The sequence below is a fragment of the Nocardioides sp. NPDC059952 genome (assembly GCF_042730435.1).
Taxonomy (GTDB): domain Bacteria; phylum Actinomycetota; class Actinomycetes; order Propionibacteriales; family Nocardioidaceae; genus Nocardioides.
Genome location: NZ_JBHWLY010000004.1, coordinates 58310 through 73843, shown reverse-complemented (window position 1 = coordinate 73843; position 15534 = coordinate 58310). Strand labels below are relative to the sequence as shown.

Sequence of the window (15534 nt, the reverse complement as noted above, 5' to 3'; positions counted from 1 at the left end):
GTTTCAAGGCTGCAACGGATGTTTCACGGCGCCGTCCGACCTGTGGCGGCGATTCCGGGCACATCCGCCGACGACTTACCCTTGAGCCATGAAGGCGCTGCTCCTGGAGAACATCCATCCCGTCGCTGTCGAGAACCTCGAGAAGGCCGGCTTCGAGGTCGAGCTGCGCAGCAAGTCCCTCTCCGAGGACGAGCTGATCGAGGCCCTGCCCGGCGTGACGCTGCTCGGCATCCGCTCCAACACCCACATCACCCCGGCGGTGCTGGACGCGGCCACCGACCTCAAGGCGATCGGCTGCTTCTGCATCGGCACCAACCAGGTCGACCTGGCCGCCGCCGCGGAGCGCGGCGTGGCCGTCTTCAACGCCCCCTACTCCAACACCCGCTCGGTCGTCGAGCTGGTCATCGGCTACATCATCTCCCTGGCCCGACGGCTGCCGGAGAAGACCGAGAAGATGCACGCCGGCGTCTGGGACAAGTCCGCGAAGGGCTCCCACGAGGTCCGCGGCCGCACGCTCGGCATCATCGGCTACGGCAACATCGGCACCCAGCTGTCCAACGTCGCCGAGGCGCTCGGGTTCTACGTCATCTTCTACGACATCGCCGACCGGCTGGCCCACGGCAACGCGCGCCGGATGAAGTCTCTCGACGCGCTCCTGGCCGAAGCCGACGTGGTCTCCATCCACATCGACGGACGCCCGGGCAACCTGGGCATGTTCGGCGAGGAGGAGTTCGCCAAGATGAAGCCGAGGAGCCTGTTCATCAACGCCGCGCGCGGCTTCCTGGTCGACAACGACGCGCTGCGCAAGCACATCGAGTCCGGCCACATCGCCGGCGCCGCGCTCGACGTCTTCCCGATCGAGCCCAAGGCTCAGGGCGACGCCTTCGAGAGCCCGCTGCAGGGCCTCGACAACGTCATCCTGACTCCGCACGTGGGCGGTTCCACGCAGGAGGCCCAGGAAGAGATCGGCTGGTTCGTCTCCGGCAAGCTGCGCGACTTCGTCGGCTCCGGATCGACCGCGCTGAGCGTCAATCTGCCCGCGGTCCAGCCGCCGCCGCTGGCCGAGGGCGCGCGCCTCGCGTTGCTGCACGACAGCGTCCCGGGCGTGCTCGCCGAGCTCAACGCCCTGCTCGCCGCCGAGGGCGTCAACGTGACCGGCCAATACCTGGCCACCGCCGGCGAGACCGGCTTCGTCGTCACCGACGTGACCGACGTACCAGCGACGACACTGGAGAAGATCACGGCCAACCCGCACACCAGGTGGGTGCGCGCCTACCACGCCTGACGCTAGCGTTCTGGCTCATGGAGCTCCCTCAACATTGGCCGCTGCCAGCGGCGACCGACCTTCTCGGTGACGTCCTGGCAGCGTACGACGACCCGACCCGCCGCTATCACGACCGCCGGCACCTCACCGAGGTGCTGGACCGGATCGAGGAGCTGAGGGCGGAGGGAGAGCGCTTCGACCCGCTGACGGTCACCCTGGCGGCGTTCTTCCACGACTCCGTCTACGACGGGGAGCGGGACGCCGAGGAGCGTTCGGCCACCTGGGCCGAGGACGCGCTGGCCGCCCACCTGGACGCCGACGCGGTCGCCGAGGTCGTCCGGCTGGTGCGGCTGACCGAGACCCACGACCCTGCGCCCGATGACCGCGGCGGCCGGGTGCTCTGCGACGCCGACCTGGCGATCCTGGCCGCTCCGGAGGAGCGCTATGCGGAGTACGCCGCGACCGTCCGCGAGGAGTATCAGCACCTGTCCGACGAGGAGTTCCGCGCCGGACGCGCCCAGGTCCTGGAGCGGCTGCTGGAGAAGGAGTCGCTCTTCTCGACACCCTTCGCCAGGATCAGCTGGGAGGCCGCCGCGCGGGCCAACATCTCGGCCGAGCTGGAGACCCTCAACACATACCTGTCAAACGATCAATAACGATTCGTTCGGAACCCCGCTTCGGTGACAGAATTCGTCGGTGAGTTTCCAGACGTACGCCGACCTGTGGCGGCTTCCCGACGTTCGCCGCATCCTCGTGCTGGGTCTGTTCCTACGCATTCCGATGCCGGCCTCGGCTGTCATCGTGACCCTTCACGTGGTCGGCCCGCTGGACCGCTCCTACGCCGAGGCCGGGCTCGTCTCGACGGTCCTCGCGATCGCGATGGCGATCTCCGCTCCCTGGCTCGGCCGGCTCCTCGACCGCCTCGGCCTGCGACGTACCCTCCTGCTGCCGCTGGCCGTTCTCCCCATCGCCTGGTCGATCGCCCCCTGGGTCGGATATCTTCCGCTGCTCGCACTGGTCGCCATCGCGGGACTCTTCACCGTCCCGTCGTTCTCGATCGTGCGTCAGGTGATGCTCCGCTCGGTCGGGCCCGGGCAGCGCACCGCCGCGCTCAGCGCCGACGCGATCATGACCGAGCTCGGGTTCATGGTCGGTCCGGTCATCGGCGTCCTCGGCGCCAGCTACTTCGGCACATCCTGGGCGATGCTGCTGATCCAGTGGCTCGGCATCGCCGCGGCGGTGGTGCTGTGGCTGTTCAACCCGATGATCACCGAGGGCGAGCCGACCGTCCCGAGCGACGCCGTCCCCAGTGACACCGGCTCGCCGAGGCGCCGCTTCGGCCTCCCCTCGTGGGTGAACCCGGGCGTCACGCTCCTGCTCGCCGGCACCTTCACCGCCTCGCTCATCCTCATCGCCGAGGACCTCGGCACCGTCGCCGCGATGCGCGACTTCGAGCGCACCGCCCTGCTCGGGCTCGTCATGGCGATGTGGGCGCTCGGCTCGCTGCTCGGCGCACTCATCTACGGCGCCCTCAACAGCCACCCCTCGACCGCGGTGATGCTCGTCCTGCTGGGTGCGACGACGGTGCTGACCGCGTTCGCCTGGGACCCGATCTCGTTCACCGTGCTGCTCCTGCTCAGCGGCTTCTTCTGCGCACCGACCCTGACCGCCGCGCTCGAGGCGATCACCAGCAGCGTCCCCTCGACCGTACGCGGCGAGGTGATGGGCTGGCACGGCTCGGCCATCACGCTCGGCAGCGCCGTCGGAGCTCCCACCGCCGGCTTCGCCATCGACCTGATCGGCTGGCAGGGCGGCTTCGTCCTCGGCGGCGGCCTCGGCCTGCTGATCGCGGCGGCCATCTGGCTCACCACCCGGCGGATGTCCACGCCGGCCGAGACGTCACTCCCGCCGGGCGAGAAGTCACCCGCGCCGGCCGAGTAGTCACCCCCGTCGGCCGAGACGTCACCGCGGTGCCACTTCGGCCGACGTACGTGACGCCTCGGCTAACGGGGTTTGCGACGGCGCAGACCGGCGGCAAGGAGAGCAGAGACCAGGACCCGGGAGGTGACCTCGACAGCACCCGCCGCGACCATGTCGTCGTAGGCCTCGGCCGGCACGTCGTAGTGGTCCCGGTCGAACCCTCGGGCCGGGATGCCCAGCCGACTCGCGAAGTCGTGCAGCTCCTCGTAGGAGGTGTCGCTGGCGAGGTGCGACCACATCCGGCCGCGGCTGGGTACGTTCGGCGGGTCGATGAGGATCACGGACCATTCCTACCGTGTCCAGCCTTGACCGGTCGGCAAGAATGGTCCGTGATGAACACGACAGTGCTGTTCGAGGCTCGGGCGAGGGTGCTCCATGACCTCGATGCCCGAGGACTCGCCGGTGCCGCGGCCGTCTCCGCCCTCGAGGACGCGATGACCGAGCGCGGCTGGTGGGTCGAGCAGTGGCCGGAGGGCAAGGCGTACGTCGCCGGCCTGGTCGCCCAGGACGTGCAGGACCTGCTCTTCGACGGCGAGGCTTCCGCGCGCTGGCCGGTGTGCACCTCGTGCCCGCCCGAGTCGCCGGTGCACTCGCTCCACATCACTCCCGATCTGGGAGGTCCGGACCCGATCTGGGTCTGCGAGGAGAGCGGCGACGTGGTCGCGCCGCTCGGCCACCTCTGACCGGTCCTCAGGACGGGCCGAGCTGCAGGTGCAGCGCATAGCGGTCGGCACGGTAGACCGAGCGGCACACCTCGACGTAGCGGTCCCCCGCGACCGACTTCCGCTGCCTGCGGAGCACCGGGACGCCGACCGAGAGACCGAGCAGGGTGGCCTCCTCGATGTTGGCCACATCGGCACGGAAGGTGTCGTCGACCCACGACGGTCGCATGTGGCGAGTGGCCAGCTCGGCGTAGAGACTGGTCGGCGCGGTGCGCTCGAGCATCCCGGGCACGATCGCCTCGTCGAGGTAGACGTCCTCGATGCAGATCGGCACCCCGTCGCCGCGGCGCAGGCGCCGCCAGTGGACGACGGCCGCACCCTCCTTGATGCCCAGCGCGCGAGCGATGGTGGGCCCGGCCTTCTCCCGGCCGAGCAGCAGCGTCTCGGAGGATGCCTGCATGCCCCGGCGAGCCATCTCCTCGCTGAACCCGAGCACCGGGCTCGCCGCCCGCGGCGGGCGCGCGACGAAGGTGCCCCGGCCCGGGATCCGGACCAGCAGACCGTCGGCGACGAGCGCATCGAGCGCCTGCCGCACGGTGGCCCGGGCGACGCTGAACTTCTGGACCAGCTCACGCTCCGAGGGCGCGGAGGCGCCTGGGCTCTCGCCGACGACCAGCTCCCGGACGTACTCCCGGATCTGGACGTGCTTGAGCGACCGCTCACCCTCGACCGACCGGACCATGACCAGAGCGTAGGTGTACACCTCGCGTACGTCCCGAATTTCGTCAAGTTGTGACATTGCAACGAGATGAGGCAGATCTTCTGCAACGAAATACGACGGCCGGATTTCACTAGAACAAGTGTTCGATCACGAGGTACGCTACGAGGGTGGACTTCCAGGGAACACTCTTCGCCCCGACAGACGACGAGACCACCGAGACGGCCTACGAGCGGACCCATCTGGACCGCGGAGCCTGGGTGGACATCGCCCGCGGCTGGCTGCCCGATCCCGACGACGTCTTCGCGGCCCTCGTCAACGACGTCCCGTGGCACGAGGAGCGCCGACAGATGTACGACCGGATGGTCGACGTGCCGAGGCTCCTGCACACCTACCTGCAGGGCGACCCGCTCCCCCACCCCAGGCTCGCCGAGGCCCGCGGCCGCCTCACCGCCCACTACCTGCCCGAGCTGGGCGAGCCCTTCGTGACCGCCGGCTGCTGCTACTACCGCAACGGCCACGACTCGGTCGCCTGGCACGGCGACAAGATCGGCCGCGGCCGCACCGACGACACGATGGTCGCGATCGTCTCCGTCGGTGACCCCCGCCGCCTCGCCCTCCGCCCCCACGGAGGACGAGGCGGCAAGGGCATGAGCATCGAGATGGGCCACGGCGACCTCGTCGTCATGGGCGGCTCCTGCCAGCGCACCTGGGAGCACGCCATCCCCAAGGTCTCCTCCGCCGGCCCCCGGATCTCGGTCCAGTTCCGCCCCCGCAACGTCTTCTGAGGCGGCCCCCAGATGCGTTCCGTACGCTGGTAGGAAAGGATGGGACCGACAGCCGACGCCTCTGGAGCCGCCTTGACCACCACCGCACCACCCCTCGCCCCGCCGTCCGCTGAGGAGATCGCCAGGGCGAAGGAGATCGTCGGGCGGATCAGCACCGCCTTCAGCAGCCGTGTGGTCGGCCAAGAGCGACTCAGGACGGCGCTGCTGATCGCACTCCTCTCCGAGGGTCACGTGCTGCTCGAGAGCGTGCCCGGACTGGCCAAGACGCTTGCCGCGAGCACGCTGAGCCAGACCGTCAAGGCGCAGTTCTCCCGGATCCAGTGCACCCCCGACCTGCTGCCGAGCGACATCATCGGCACCCAGGTCTACGACCAGCGCAACCACGAGTTCGAGACCCAGCTCGGCCCGGTGCACGCCAACTTCGTGCTGCTCGACGAGATCAACCGCTCCTCCGCCAAGACCCAGAGCGCCATGCTCGAGGCGATGCAGGAGCGCCAGACGTCGATCGCCGGCCACATCCATCCGCTGCCGCGCCCGTTCATGGTGCTCGCCACGCAGAACCCGATCGAGGAGGAGGGCACCTACGTCCTCCCGCACGCGCAGATGGACCGGTTCCTGCTCAAGGAGATCGTCAACTACCCCAGCGAGGGCGAGGAGCTCGTCGTCCTGGAGCGCATCGAGGCCGGCACGCTCGGCCCCGACCACGAGGAGACCCGTCCGGTCGCCGACCCCGACGACGTGGTCTGGCTCCAAGAGCTGACCAAGCGCGTCTACGTCGACCCGGCGATCAAGCGCTACATCGTCGCCCTCGTCCAGGCCACCCGCAACGCCCACCAGCTCCTCGGGCCGGAGACGGGTTCCTACGTCGAGATCGGCGCGTCCCCGCGTGCCTCGATCGCGTTCCTGCAGGCCTCGCGTGCGGCGGCGCTGCTGCTCGGTCGTTCCTACGTGACTCCCGAGGACGTGCGCGAGCTGCGCCACAGCATCCTGCGCCACCGGCTCCACCTCAGCTTCGAGGCGCTGGCCGAGAAGGTCCAGCCCGAGATGCTGGTCGACGCGCTGGTCCGCGCTGTCCCGAGCCCCTGAGTGGCGCCAGGAAATCAGGCACAGAATGGCAACGTACCTTCCCCGGATCCGCACGCGGTTGATGATCCATGCCCACCGCAAGGTCCTGGGCCTGCTCGACGGGGAGTACGCGAGCGTCCAGACCGGGCGCAGCATGGACTTCCACGACCTGCGGGAGTACGTCCCCGGAGACGATGTGAAGGACATCGACTGGAAGGCGACGGCGCGGTCCCGGAGCCTGCTGGTCAAGCGGTTCACCGCCGAGCGGCAGCACCTGGTGCTGCTGGCGATCTCCACCGGCCGGAGCATGGCGGCCCAGGCGACCGGCACCACGACCAAGCGCGATCTGGCGATCTTCACCGCCGGCCTGGTCGGCTGGCTGGGTGTACGCCACGGCGACAAGGTCGCCGTCGCCTACGGCGACTCCGAGACCCAGAAGCTCACCAAGTCCGCCGACACCGAGATCGCGCTCGAGCGGGCGCTGGGGCAGGCCCACGACGCGATCACCCCCGATGCCGCCGAGGCCGACATCGTCGCGGTGCTGCGCCACATCGCCACCAACGTACGCCGCCGGGCGATCCTGCTCGTCGTCACCGACGAGCACTCCGTCAGCGACGAGATGGCCGCGGTCCTGCGCCGTCTCACCGTTCAGCACGAGGTGCTGGTCGCCGGCATCGACGACCTCGACCCCACCACCGCGGTGGCCGGCGGCGCCCCGACCGTCGACGTCGACACCGTCTCCGCCCTGCCGGGATGGCTGACCGGCGACGCGGTCCTCCAGTCCCAGTACGCAGAGCTAGCCGCCGCCGAGGAGCACGGCCTGCGCGGCACCCTGGACCGCCTGGGCATCGCCTACCAGCGGGTCCGGGACGACACCACCGCCATCGGCGCGGTCTTCCATCTCCTGGAGAGGCACCGGCATGCGCGGCGGTAGCGTCCCGGAGGAGTTCCAGCAGCCCATCGCCCACTCGGGCTGGTGGCTGGTGCTCGCGCTCGCGCTTCTCGCCGCGGTGGCGGTCTACTACCTCGTGGTCATCCTGCTGACCCGTAAGCGCAAGCCGGTCGTCGAGGTCGAGACGCCCTGGGTGCCCGAGCCGCGTGACCTCCGTGGCGAGCACCTGGCCGAGATCGACCGGATCGAGCGGGCGGTGCACCGCGGCGACGTCCCGGCACGGGTCGGCCACCAGCACCTGAGCCGCACAGTGCGCGACTACGTCGCCGAGGTCAGCCAGATCCCGGCCGACAAGATGGTTCTCGCCGACCTGAAGGCGACCGTACGCAGCGACCCCCGCACCCGCCCGCTGGCGATGGCCGTCGAGGTGATGTACCCGCCCGCCTTCGCCTCCGAGGAGGAGGGCAAGGCTGCCGAACGCTTCCCCGAGGCGCTGAGCCGGGCCCGTCAGGTGGTGACGACATGGACCTGAGGTGGCCCGTTCTCGGCGCGATCGTGCTGGTCCTCACGATCGCCGCGATCGCCGCGATCGTCGTGTTCGCCGCCCGGGTGCATCGCCGCCCGGCCGACGCGGTGCTCGTCGCCCACACCGCTCGGCTCAAGCGGCTCCCCCGGTTCCGCGAGCTCGCGAGCCAGCAGCGGTGGCTGTCCTGGTGGCAGACCGCGGGGATCGCGCTCGCGGTGATCGGCTGCATCTGGCTGATCGCCCGGCCACAGACCACTGACATCACCCAGAACCGCTACTCCACCCGCGACATCGTGCTCTGCCTGGACGCCTCGACCTCGATGTTCGACGAGGACACCCAGGTCACCCAGGCCTACTCCCAGCTCGTCGCCGGTCTCAACGGCGAGCGGGTCAGCCTGGTCCTGTGGAGCGACGCCGCGGTGACCGTCTTCCCGCTCACCGACGACTACGGCTGGGTGCAGGACGAGCTGGCCCGGGCCGGCCGGGCCTTCGCCCTCGGCGACCAGGAGTACGTCGCCGGGACGTACCTCGGCAAGGAGCGCGCCTCCTTGATCAGCGACGGCATCGTCTCCTGCGTCAAGCGCTTCGACCTGTCCAACTCCGAGCGCGGCCGGGCGGTCATCGTCGCCTCCGACAACGACCCGCAGGGCGGCCCGCCGGTCTACTCGCTGCCCGAGGCCACGAAGTTCGCCAAGGAGCGCGACGTCCAGCTCTACGGCATCGGCTCGGCCGACCTCAGCTTCCAGGAGGACAAGCGGGCCACCTTCGACAAGGCGATGACCGACACCGGCGGCACCTTCTCGTTGCTCGGTGACGACGGCTCCATCGACTCCATCCTGGCCGGCATCGACCGGCTCTCCGCCGACGAGGTCGTCGAGCCGCCGAAGTACCAGATCCGCGACGCTCCCGGCTGGCCGATCGCGATGATCGTGCTCGGGGTCCTGATGCTGATCGCCGGGTGGATCTACGCCCTGGTTCGCTCCGGAAGGCTCTCCTCGGGCTCGTCGTTCCGCCCGGCACCGGCCACGGGTCGGTCGCCCGAACAGGCTCGCCCACCGAGTGGGGTGGCCCGATGAGCGCCCTCGGATGGCAGATCCTCACCCTCGTACGCCGCGTGCTGATCGTCCTGCTCACCGTCGTCGTCCTGGTGCGCCCGACCTGGGGCGCGGCACCGGCGGAGATGCGTACGGCCGACCTCGACGTCCTCGTCGTCGTCGACCGGACCCGGTCGATGGTCGCCGAGGACGCCCCCGGCGGCGAGGCCCGGATGACCCAGCTCAAGAAGGACCTCAAGGCGCTCTCGAAGGCGCTGCCCTCGGTGCGTTTCGGCGCGATCACCTTCGGTGGCGAGGTCGTCCGCACCGAGATGCCGTTCACCTACGACACCACCGCCTTCGACGCCTGGGTCGACGGGCTCTACGCCGAACGGGCCTTCGACGGGTCCGGCTCGATGGTCGATGCCCCGCGCGACCAGATCATCGAGACCCTGGAGCGTGACCAGGAGCGCTTCCCCGAGCGGCGCCGGATCGTGGTGTTCGCCTCCGACGGCGAGAACACCCGCGTGGGCATCGATCAGCAGTCGTTCGCCGAGGTCGACGATTTCTCGGCCGGCGGCGTGGTGCTCGGCTACGGCACCGAGGAGGGCGGCCGGATGCCCTGGGACGACGAACGTCCCCAGGACGGCTATCTCAAGGACGGCGAGGGCCAGGACGCCCGCTCCCGGATCGATCTCGGCAACCTGCGCGAGATCGCAGGTCAGATGGGTCTTCAGACGCTTCACCGCACGACGAAGCAGACCAAGGAGATCGCCACGGAGGCCTCCACCTGGGACTCCGAGATGCTCACCGAGGAGACCTCCGCCGGCGGCGAGGTCTCCCGCGCCTGGATCTTCGGCTTCCCCCTGCTGGCACTCTTGCTGTGGGAGCTGTGGGGCCATCGTCGCCGTGGACACGAGGCCGAGGAGGTGCTGTCGTGACCCTCACCGAGACGCCTGTCGACCCGACCGCACCGCCGGGTCCGGTGCGCACACCTCGCGAGCAGGTGCGGCGCGCACTGCTGCTGGCGGGGATCGTCCCGGTGGTGATCGGGCTCGTCTTCCTGGCGAAGGTGGTCCTGATGGGTCACCACGACCGCAGCGGCCGGGACGCCTGGGACGTACGCGACGCCGCGACCGCGATGGAGCACTACTCGGCCAACCGCGACCTCAACTTCCTGCAGCCCTGGATCGCTCACTTCGACGCCGGCAACGCCGCCTTCCTGCTCGGTGAGAACGCCCGGGCGGTCGCCTACTACGGCGAGGCGCTCGAGCGGGTGCCCGAGGACCACGAGTGCACCGTACGCATCAACCTGTCGCTGACCCAGGAGGCGATCGGCGACCGCGCCCGCGACGCCGGCGACCAGGCCGGGGCGAAGGCGGCGTACGAGGAGGCGTTGGCCACGCTGCGGGAAGGCGACTGCCCCACCGACGCCGGCCAGGGCCCCGAGCAGTCGAAGCAGGGCGAGTCCGTCGAGGAGCGCCTGAAGGAGAAGCTGACCCCGAAGACGCCGATCAAGCCCAACCAAGAGGACGACCCGCCCGAGCCGCCACCGAACGGCGACAAGAAGGAAGACAAGCTCGACCAGCGCAACGGCGACGGCGAGAAGTACCGCCGCGACGACGCCGACCTCGACGACTACGGCGGGTTCAGCGACGAGCCTCAGTGGTGAGGTGTCGTCGGCCTCCTAGCGGAACCGGATGTACGTCCACGGCCCGATCCCCGCAGCATTCGTCGCATCGCCTGCGAACCGGGCGGCGATACGGAACCGCGCGCCACTCGCATGTGAGCGGTTGAACGTCCACCGGGCCTTGCCGTAACGGTCGGTGGCCCGGCAGGTCGTCGTCGCGACAGTGCGCCATCCCGCGTCCCGGTACCGTTGAACCGTCATCCGGACGCAGAGGCCGGACCGGACCGGGCGAACCGAGGTGACGAGGGTGGGGTCGGCGGACGGCCGATACACGGCGTACGCCCCGACCCGCCGCAGCGGGTTCAGCGCCTTCGTGGCGAGCCCGAGGCGTACGGACCGCTTGAGCGTTGCCTTGGCGGCCGTGCTCCGTGAGTCGGCAGGGTGGCTGGCCACGATCGTCGAGTTCCGCCACATCGTGCGGTTGAGAGTCAGGCCCGTCGACGGAACGTTGCCGTCGTAGAGCACCTTGGCGCTGCCGCCGGCCTCCTGCGCCGTCACCCTCACCCGACGACTGTCGGACTTGGTGAGGTTGACCCGGAAGGTGGCCGTCTCGCCTGCGGAGTACGACGTCTTGTTGGCTGTCAACGTCACAGCCGGCGTCTGCGGCTGCACCGTCACCGTCTGGGCCGGGTGACTGGTGTAGCTGTAGCGATCGTCACCCGGGACCCAGACGTCGTAGATGACGGACCCGGCGACGTTCGGCGTGTGGACGAACTCGAACGCGCCGTCCGAACCGGTTGTCGTCTGGTATCTGTGCTCGACTCCCGACTCGGTGGCTTGGACGACCACCGCAACCCCCTCGTTCCGACCGTCGGCCTGGGCGAGGCTCCCTCGAATGGTGACAGGCTTGCCGACGAGCACCGCCGACACGAGCGGCGAGACGCTGAGATCTGTCGCGACCCGGGACACGGGCACCGTGACGGACCGCTCGGCCGCCATGGTGTCGTCTGTGGCGTCCATGGTCGCGTAGATGTTCCAGTTGCCGGGTTCGGCCGCCTTGATCGGGATCACGGCGACACCGTCCGGGCCCGATACGACGTCCAGGTAGGTCGGCCCTGCACTCGGTGCGAAGTAACGGATGTGGACGGTGCGGTTCGGAGCCGGCACGCCGTCGACGACCACAGTGACGCTGGTGTCCAGGTCGTCGTTGACAAAGGCGGATGCCGGAGCGTGGATCTTGAGGTCCGACCGATGCCACGCGGTCGGCTCTCTCGCCCAACTCTTGACCGGCTGATAGTCCTGGTCGCCGTCCCACCAAGCAATGAGTGCGTATTCAGGACACGGGAACTGCTGGTCGTACGTCACGGTGAACGTGCCGGCGGCTGACGTGGTGCTGTCCGTGATGCGGCCGACTGAGACCGGGCTAGTCTCGGAATACCAACACTGAAGGTCCCAGTGAACGACACGATCAGCCAGTCCTGCGCCGTCGGCGGACAGGAGCACGTCAAAGGAGATCTGCTCGTCCGTCTGACGGAGACCGTTGTTGGAGAAGGTGAACGTCGTCGGGTGCCGGGCAACGGTGAAGTTTGTCCAGGACTCGTAGGTTCCGGTGGCGCCGACATAACTCGCCTGCAGCGTGTAGCGGCTCGCGACGGGCGGCGTGAACCGGTAGGTCCAACGCCCGGTGGCGTCGGTGACGACGGTGGCGAGGGATGCAGCACTCGGGTTGATCTGCGCGAGCTCGACGCTCGCACCGACAACCGGCGCGCCGTTCTCCGTCACCGTGCCTTCGAGGTCCATCGGCTCGCCCCACATGAACGGCCCGTCCGCGGTGGGGAAGATGGTCAAGCCATCGGCCTCGGCAGCCTCAGCAACCGCCGAGGCAAAGGTGAGAAGTGGTGCGATGAGCAAGATGGCGATCGCGCTCGCGATTCGGGCCATGGTGGTCCTCCAGATCGGCCGCCTCACGCGAGGCATGGGGGGCAACCTAACCAACAACGGCCCGGGCCGCCACTTCAATCGGCCGCGTTCAACCTCAACGCATGAGCGTCTGAGACGGGAGCTCCTGGAACTGTGCCCGGTACGCCTGGGAGAACCGGCCGAGGTGGAAGAAGCCCCACTGGGCGGCGATCTGGGTGACCGAGGTGGCGGTGGCATCGGCGGTGAGGAGGTCGGTGTGGGCGCGGTCGAGCCGGGTCCGCCGCCAGTACTCGAGCGGGGTGGTGTCGAGGTCGCGCTGGAACGCCTCCTGCAGCGTGCGGGTGGAGACTCCGACCGCCAGAGCCAGCTCGGCGACCTTCCACGGGCGCTCGGGGTGGGCCTCGAGGAGATCGACGGCCATGCGTACGGCTCGGGAGATCGTGGGCGTGACGTTCTCGGAGACGATCTCGAGGGACGTGTTCGCCTGGACCGTCAGCAGTCCCCCGATGAGTGCCTGCTCGTAGGGCGCGGCCACCAGTGGCGAGCTCATCAGCGAGCCGCCGGCCTCGACGTTGTCGTAGGCCAGCCGCACCATCTTCAGCCAGTCGCGAACCTCGGGCCGGCCGAGGTCGAGCGTGGGGTCGAAGACCACCGGACCGGAGCCGCCGATGCCGGCGGCTGCCTCCTCGACGGCGCTGCGCCGGATGTAGACCTGCAGCTTCTCGCAGCCGTCGGACCAGAGCATGTCGACCGCCTCGGTCGGCGAGCCGATCGAGGCGCGGGTGCGGTCGGCGAGCACGACCTGCTCCCCCACCTTGACCTTGGCGGTCCCGGCCAGCGGGAGCTGGATCAGATAGAAGTCGTCGAAGGTGCCCGGCGTGATCCGCACCTCGTCGCCGTAGCGCATGTAGTTGAGCATCACGTCCTCGCCCAGCGGCGCCGCGTTGTGCACCATGTCGAGGTGGGAACCGGCCTTGGTCAGCGCCAGGTAATGGGCACAGAATCGCTCGGCTACGGCTTCTCTGGCCTGGTCCACGTCAGTGGTGGCGACAACGGTGTGGCGACCCAGCAGGGGACGGGGCAAGGCAGGCTCCTGGCGCGCGGCTCGATTGACCGAAGAGCGTAGCGGAGCCGCCGCGTCATCAACGCGAACCCGGCGCAATCACTGTCTAAGGTCCCGCTCGGCGGGCTCGCCCGAGCGAGATGCCGGTCCCACCCAGGAGTACCGGCATCTCGCCGTACTAGCTCCTCGCTGCCAGCTTCTCCACGAGTCTGGGAGTGATGGAGGCGTACGCCTTCGGGTTGATCGGCAACAACCACTGCACTGCCTTGACCCGCTTGCTGACGTCGAGGCCGACGTCGCCGAGAACCTCGTCGATGTTGTGCATCGAGAACGGGATGATGTTGGTGCCCCGGGCATGGTGGCCGTCGGTGCGCTCCCGCATCCAGGCCAGGCGCTCGGTGACGTGGGCCTCCATCTCCTCCACCGGCGGGACCTCGTGGCCGCCACCGAGGTGCGAGCCGATCCAGACGGCGCTCATCTCGGCCGAGAGCGGCGAGAAGAACGAGGAGTTGTAGCCGGCGAAGGTCAGGTCCTTCACGCCCAGCGGGAGGATCTGGCGGTAGAGCTGGTAGTCACCGTTGTCGTCGGTGAGCTGGTCACAGATCTCCTCGGAGAAGAACGGGAGCTCCTGCTTGAACCCGGTCGCGGTCACCACGACGTCGGCAGGCACCGCGCGACCGTTGGCGAGCTCGGCGTACGGCTTGCCGTCCTTCGCCACGAAGGCGGCGATCTCGGTGTCACGCTCGACGACGATGTCACCGGCCTCGACGCCCTCGAAGAAGCCCTCGGTGGCCAGCGAGACCGTCGAGCGGGCGATGTCGGTGAACTGGCCCTTGGGCAGCAGCCCCAGCTTCTTCAGCTTGAGCTGGCCGCTGGTGACCGACTCGACGCTGCCGACCATCGAGCCGGCCATCTTCGAGCCGCCCGCGTGCAGGACCTTCTCGGCACCGCGGATGCTCTGGTAGGGGAAGAGCCCCTCCCCCATACGAGTGAGCAGCAGCACCTTGTAGTTGAGGACGCCCTTGATCTTGCGGGGCATCTTCCACAGCAGCTGCCGCGCGACGACGGTGGTCGAGGCCGCCTCCTTGGCGATCTCGACAGCCACGTCGCAGGCCGACTTCCCGTAGCCGACGACCACGACGTCCTTGCCCTTGACGGTCTCCAGGTCGAGCAGCTCGCTGGCCGCGAGGATCCGGCCACCGGCCGCCTCCAGCTCCTCGACCCCGTCGTACGCGGGCGCGAACGGCTCCGAGAAGACCCCGCTGGCCACGATCAGGTGGTCGTAGTCCTCGGTCGTCTCGCCGTCGGCGCCCGCAGAGGTGATGGCCCAGCCGCCCCCTCCAGCCGGCTGGGCCCTACGCACCTCGGTCGAGAGCCTGATCATCGAGGCGAGGTCGAACTTCTCGACGTACATCTCGAGGTAGCTCTGCACCTGCTCCCCGCTGAGCCACTCGGGGAACACCTTGGGCATCCTCAGGTCCGAGAGCGTGTAGGAGTCCTTGTTGTTCTGAGTCGTCAGGCCCGGGTAGCGACGGGTCCGGCTCCAGACACCGCCGACGTCAGGCGTCTTCTCGAAGACGGTGATGTCGTGCCCGAGCTCGGTGAGCACCTTGGCCGAGGCAACGCCTGCGAACCCGGCACCGATGACCGCGATCTTCACTTTTTCTTTTTCCTCTCGCAGCGGGGTTCTGCGTACGGAAAACGCTAGAGAGGTCGCACCGCGCTCCGCTATCCCCGTTGCGCGAGCGGTATCCGGTTTGCGCGACGGGTTCGTCACGTAAACCGGTCTCAGCCGCGCAGGAGCTTGTAGCCGATCACCACCGCGGCGATCACGGCCACCCCGATGGCGATCTTCTTGCCGTAGTTCTTGATCAGCACCGGTACGACCGTGGCACCCAGGTCGATGGCGTCCGTACCCCCGCTGGTCGAGCCGCCGGAGCCGCTGGGCGGAGGCGTGTCGAGACCAACACGGTCCTCTCCAGCGCCCGATGC

At 69.1% G+C, this 15534-nt stretch carries 16 protein-coding genes and 1 pseudogene; 11 read left to right on the top strand and 6 right to left on the bottom strand.

Translation table 11 applies throughout. The features are described 5' to 3' along the window. Positions 1 to 88: 88 nt before the first annotated feature. The 3 genes from serA to ACFV9G_RS02965 are packed head-to-tail and all read left to right on the top strand — an operon-like array spanning position 89 to position 3205. Positions 89 to 1285, top strand: coding sequence for a phosphoglycerate dehydrogenase (serA, locus tag ACFV9G_RS02975; RefSeq protein WP_378724758.1), 1197 nt, complete (start codon positions 89 to 91; stop codon positions 1283 to 1285). Positions 1286 to 1302: 17 nt separating this feature from the next. Next, the gene (locus ACFV9G_RS02970) at positions 1303 to 1920 is read left to right on the top strand and encodes a hypothetical protein (RefSeq protein ID WP_378724757.1); all 618 of its coding nucleotides are present in this window, start codon (positions 1303 to 1305) and stop codon (positions 1918 to 1920) included. Between the two features lie 40 nt (positions 1921 to 1960). Then, the gene (locus tag ACFV9G_RS02965) at positions 1961 to 3205 is read left to right on the top strand and encodes an MFS transporter (protein ID WP_378724755.1); all 1245 of its coding nucleotides are present in this window, start codon (positions 1961 to 1963) and stop codon (positions 3203 to 3205) included. 62 nt (positions 3206 to 3267) lie between these two features. On the opposite strand, the gene ACFV9G_RS02960 is transcribed toward ACFV9G_RS02965, so the two are convergent. Next, the gene (locus ACFV9G_RS02960; protein WP_378724753.1) at positions 3268 to 3525 is read right to left on the bottom strand and encodes a DUF4031 domain-containing protein; all 258 of its coding nucleotides are present in this window, start codon (positions 3523 to 3525) and stop codon (positions 3268 to 3270) included. 51 nt (positions 3526 to 3576) lie between these two features. Between ACFV9G_RS02960 and ACFV9G_RS02955 the strand changes: the two genes are divergently transcribed. Continuing rightward, complete coding sequence (locus ACFV9G_RS02955; RefSeq protein WP_378724751.1) at positions 3577 to 3927, top strand: hypothetical protein; 351 nt, start codon at positions 3577 to 3579, stop codon at positions 3925 to 3927. A 7-nt stretch (positions 3928 to 3934) separates the two neighbouring features. Here ACFV9G_RS02955 and ACFV9G_RS02950 read toward each other — a convergent pair whose 3' ends face one another. Next, on the bottom strand, positions 3935 to 4669 hold the full coding sequence (locus ACFV9G_RS02950; RefSeq protein ID WP_378724750.1) for a GntR family transcriptional regulator: 735 nt from the start codon (positions 4667 to 4669) through the stop codon (positions 3935 to 3937). A gap of 125 nt (positions 4670 to 4794) precedes the next feature. On the opposite strand from ACFV9G_RS02950, the gene ACFV9G_RS02945 reads away from it, so the two are divergent. The 7 genes from ACFV9G_RS02945 (at position 4795) to ACFV9G_RS02915 (ending at position 10601) form a co-directional block, all read left to right on the top strand. Next, complete coding sequence (locus ACFV9G_RS02945; RefSeq protein WP_378724748.1) at positions 4795 to 5412, top strand: alpha-ketoglutarate-dependent dioxygenase AlkB; 618 nt, start codon at positions 4795 to 4797, stop codon at positions 5410 to 5412. Positions 5413 to 5484: 72 nt separating this feature from the next. Next, positions 5485 to 6498, top strand: coding sequence for an AAA family ATPase (locus ACFV9G_RS02940; protein ID WP_378724746.1), 1014 nt, complete (start codon positions 5485 to 5487; stop codon positions 6496 to 6498). A 25-nt stretch (positions 6499 to 6523) separates the two neighbouring features. Continuing rightward, the gene (locus ACFV9G_RS02935) at positions 6524 to 7411 is read left to right on the top strand and encodes a DUF58 domain-containing protein (protein WP_378724744.1); all 888 of its coding nucleotides are present in this window, start codon (positions 6524 to 6526) and stop codon (positions 7409 to 7411) included. Then, a complete protein-coding gene (locus ACFV9G_RS02930) occupies positions 7398 to 7901 on the top strand; it encodes a hypothetical protein (protein ID WP_378724742.1) in 504 nt (167 codons plus the stop codon). Before ACFV9G_RS02935 ends, ACFV9G_RS02930 begins: the two co-directional genes overlap by 14 nt. After that, positions 7892 to 8971: a VWA domain-containing protein gene (locus tag ACFV9G_RS02925; RefSeq protein ID WP_378724740.1), complete on the top strand. Its 1080-nt coding sequence runs from the start codon at positions 7892 to 7894 to the stop codon at positions 8969 to 8971. The genes ACFV9G_RS02930 and ACFV9G_RS02925 overlap by 10 nt, the downstream gene beginning before the upstream one ends. Continuing rightward, positions 8968 to 9870, top strand: coding sequence for a VWA domain-containing protein (locus ACFV9G_RS02920; RefSeq protein ID WP_378724738.1), 903 nt, complete (start codon positions 8968 to 8970; stop codon positions 9868 to 9870). Before ACFV9G_RS02925 ends, ACFV9G_RS02920 begins: the two co-directional genes overlap by 4 nt. Beyond that, positions 9867 to 10601, top strand: coding sequence for a hypothetical protein (locus ACFV9G_RS02915; protein WP_378724737.1), 735 nt, complete (start codon positions 9867 to 9869; stop codon positions 10599 to 10601). Before ACFV9G_RS02920 ends, ACFV9G_RS02915 begins: the two co-directional genes overlap by 4 nt. 15 nt (positions 10602 to 10616) lie before the next feature. On the opposite strand, the gene ACFV9G_RS02910 is transcribed toward ACFV9G_RS02915, so the two are convergent. From ACFV9G_RS02910 to ACFV9G_RS02895, 4 genes and pseudogenes are all read right to left on the bottom strand, one after another. Further along, positions 10617 to 12500: a carboxypeptidase regulatory-like domain-containing protein gene (locus ACFV9G_RS02910; protein ID WP_378724735.1), complete on the bottom strand. Its 1884-nt coding sequence runs from the start codon at positions 12498 to 12500 to the stop codon at positions 10617 to 10619. A gap of 94 nt (positions 12501 to 12594) precedes the next feature. After that, the gene (locus tag ACFV9G_RS02905) at positions 12595 to 13563 is read right to left on the bottom strand and encodes an AraC family transcriptional regulator (RefSeq protein WP_378724733.1); all 969 of its coding nucleotides are present in this window, start codon (positions 13561 to 13563) and stop codon (positions 12595 to 12597) included. A 157-nt stretch (positions 13564 to 13720) separates the two neighbouring features. Next, positions 13721 to 15202, bottom strand: coding sequence for a flavin-containing monooxygenase (locus tag ACFV9G_RS02900; RefSeq protein WP_378724732.1), 1482 nt, complete (start codon positions 15200 to 15202; stop codon positions 13721 to 13723). Positions 15203 to 15330: 128 nt separating this feature from the next. After that, positions 15331 to 15534: pseudogene (locus ACFV9G_RS02895) on the bottom strand (carbon monoxide dehydrogenase); the annotation flags it as partial.

Coding starts and splice junctions, on each gene's coding strand:
- ACFV9G_RS02920 (WP_378724738.1), top strand. CDS start 8,968: ATGAGCGCCCTCGGATGGCAGATCCTCACCCTCGTACGCCGCGTGCTG.
- ACFV9G_RS02935 (WP_378724744.1), top strand. CDS start 6,524: ATGGCAACGTACCTTCCCCGGATCCGCACGCGGTTGATGATCCATGCC.
- ACFV9G_RS02910 (WP_378724735.1), bottom strand. CDS start 12,500: ATGGCCCGAATCGCGAGCGCGATCGCCATCTTGCTCATCGCACCACTT.
- ACFV9G_RS02930 (WP_378724742.1), top strand. CDS start 7,398: ATGCGCGGCGGTAGCGTCCCGGAGGAGTTCCAGCAGCCCATCGCCCAC.
- ACFV9G_RS02925 (WP_378724740.1), top strand. CDS start 7,892: ATGGACCTGAGGTGGCCCGTTCTCGGCGCGATCGTGCTGGTCCTCACG.
- ACFV9G_RS02955 (WP_378724751.1), top strand. CDS start 3,577: ATGAACACGACAGTGCTGTTCGAGGCTCGGGCGAGGGTGCTCCATGAC.
- ACFV9G_RS02970 (WP_378724757.1), top strand. CDS start 1,303: ATGGAGCTCCCTCAACATTGGCCGCTGCCAGCGGCGACCGACCTTCTC.
- serA (WP_378724758.1), top strand. CDS start 89: ATGAAGGCGCTGCTCCTGGAGAACATCCATCCCGTCGCTGTCGAGAAC.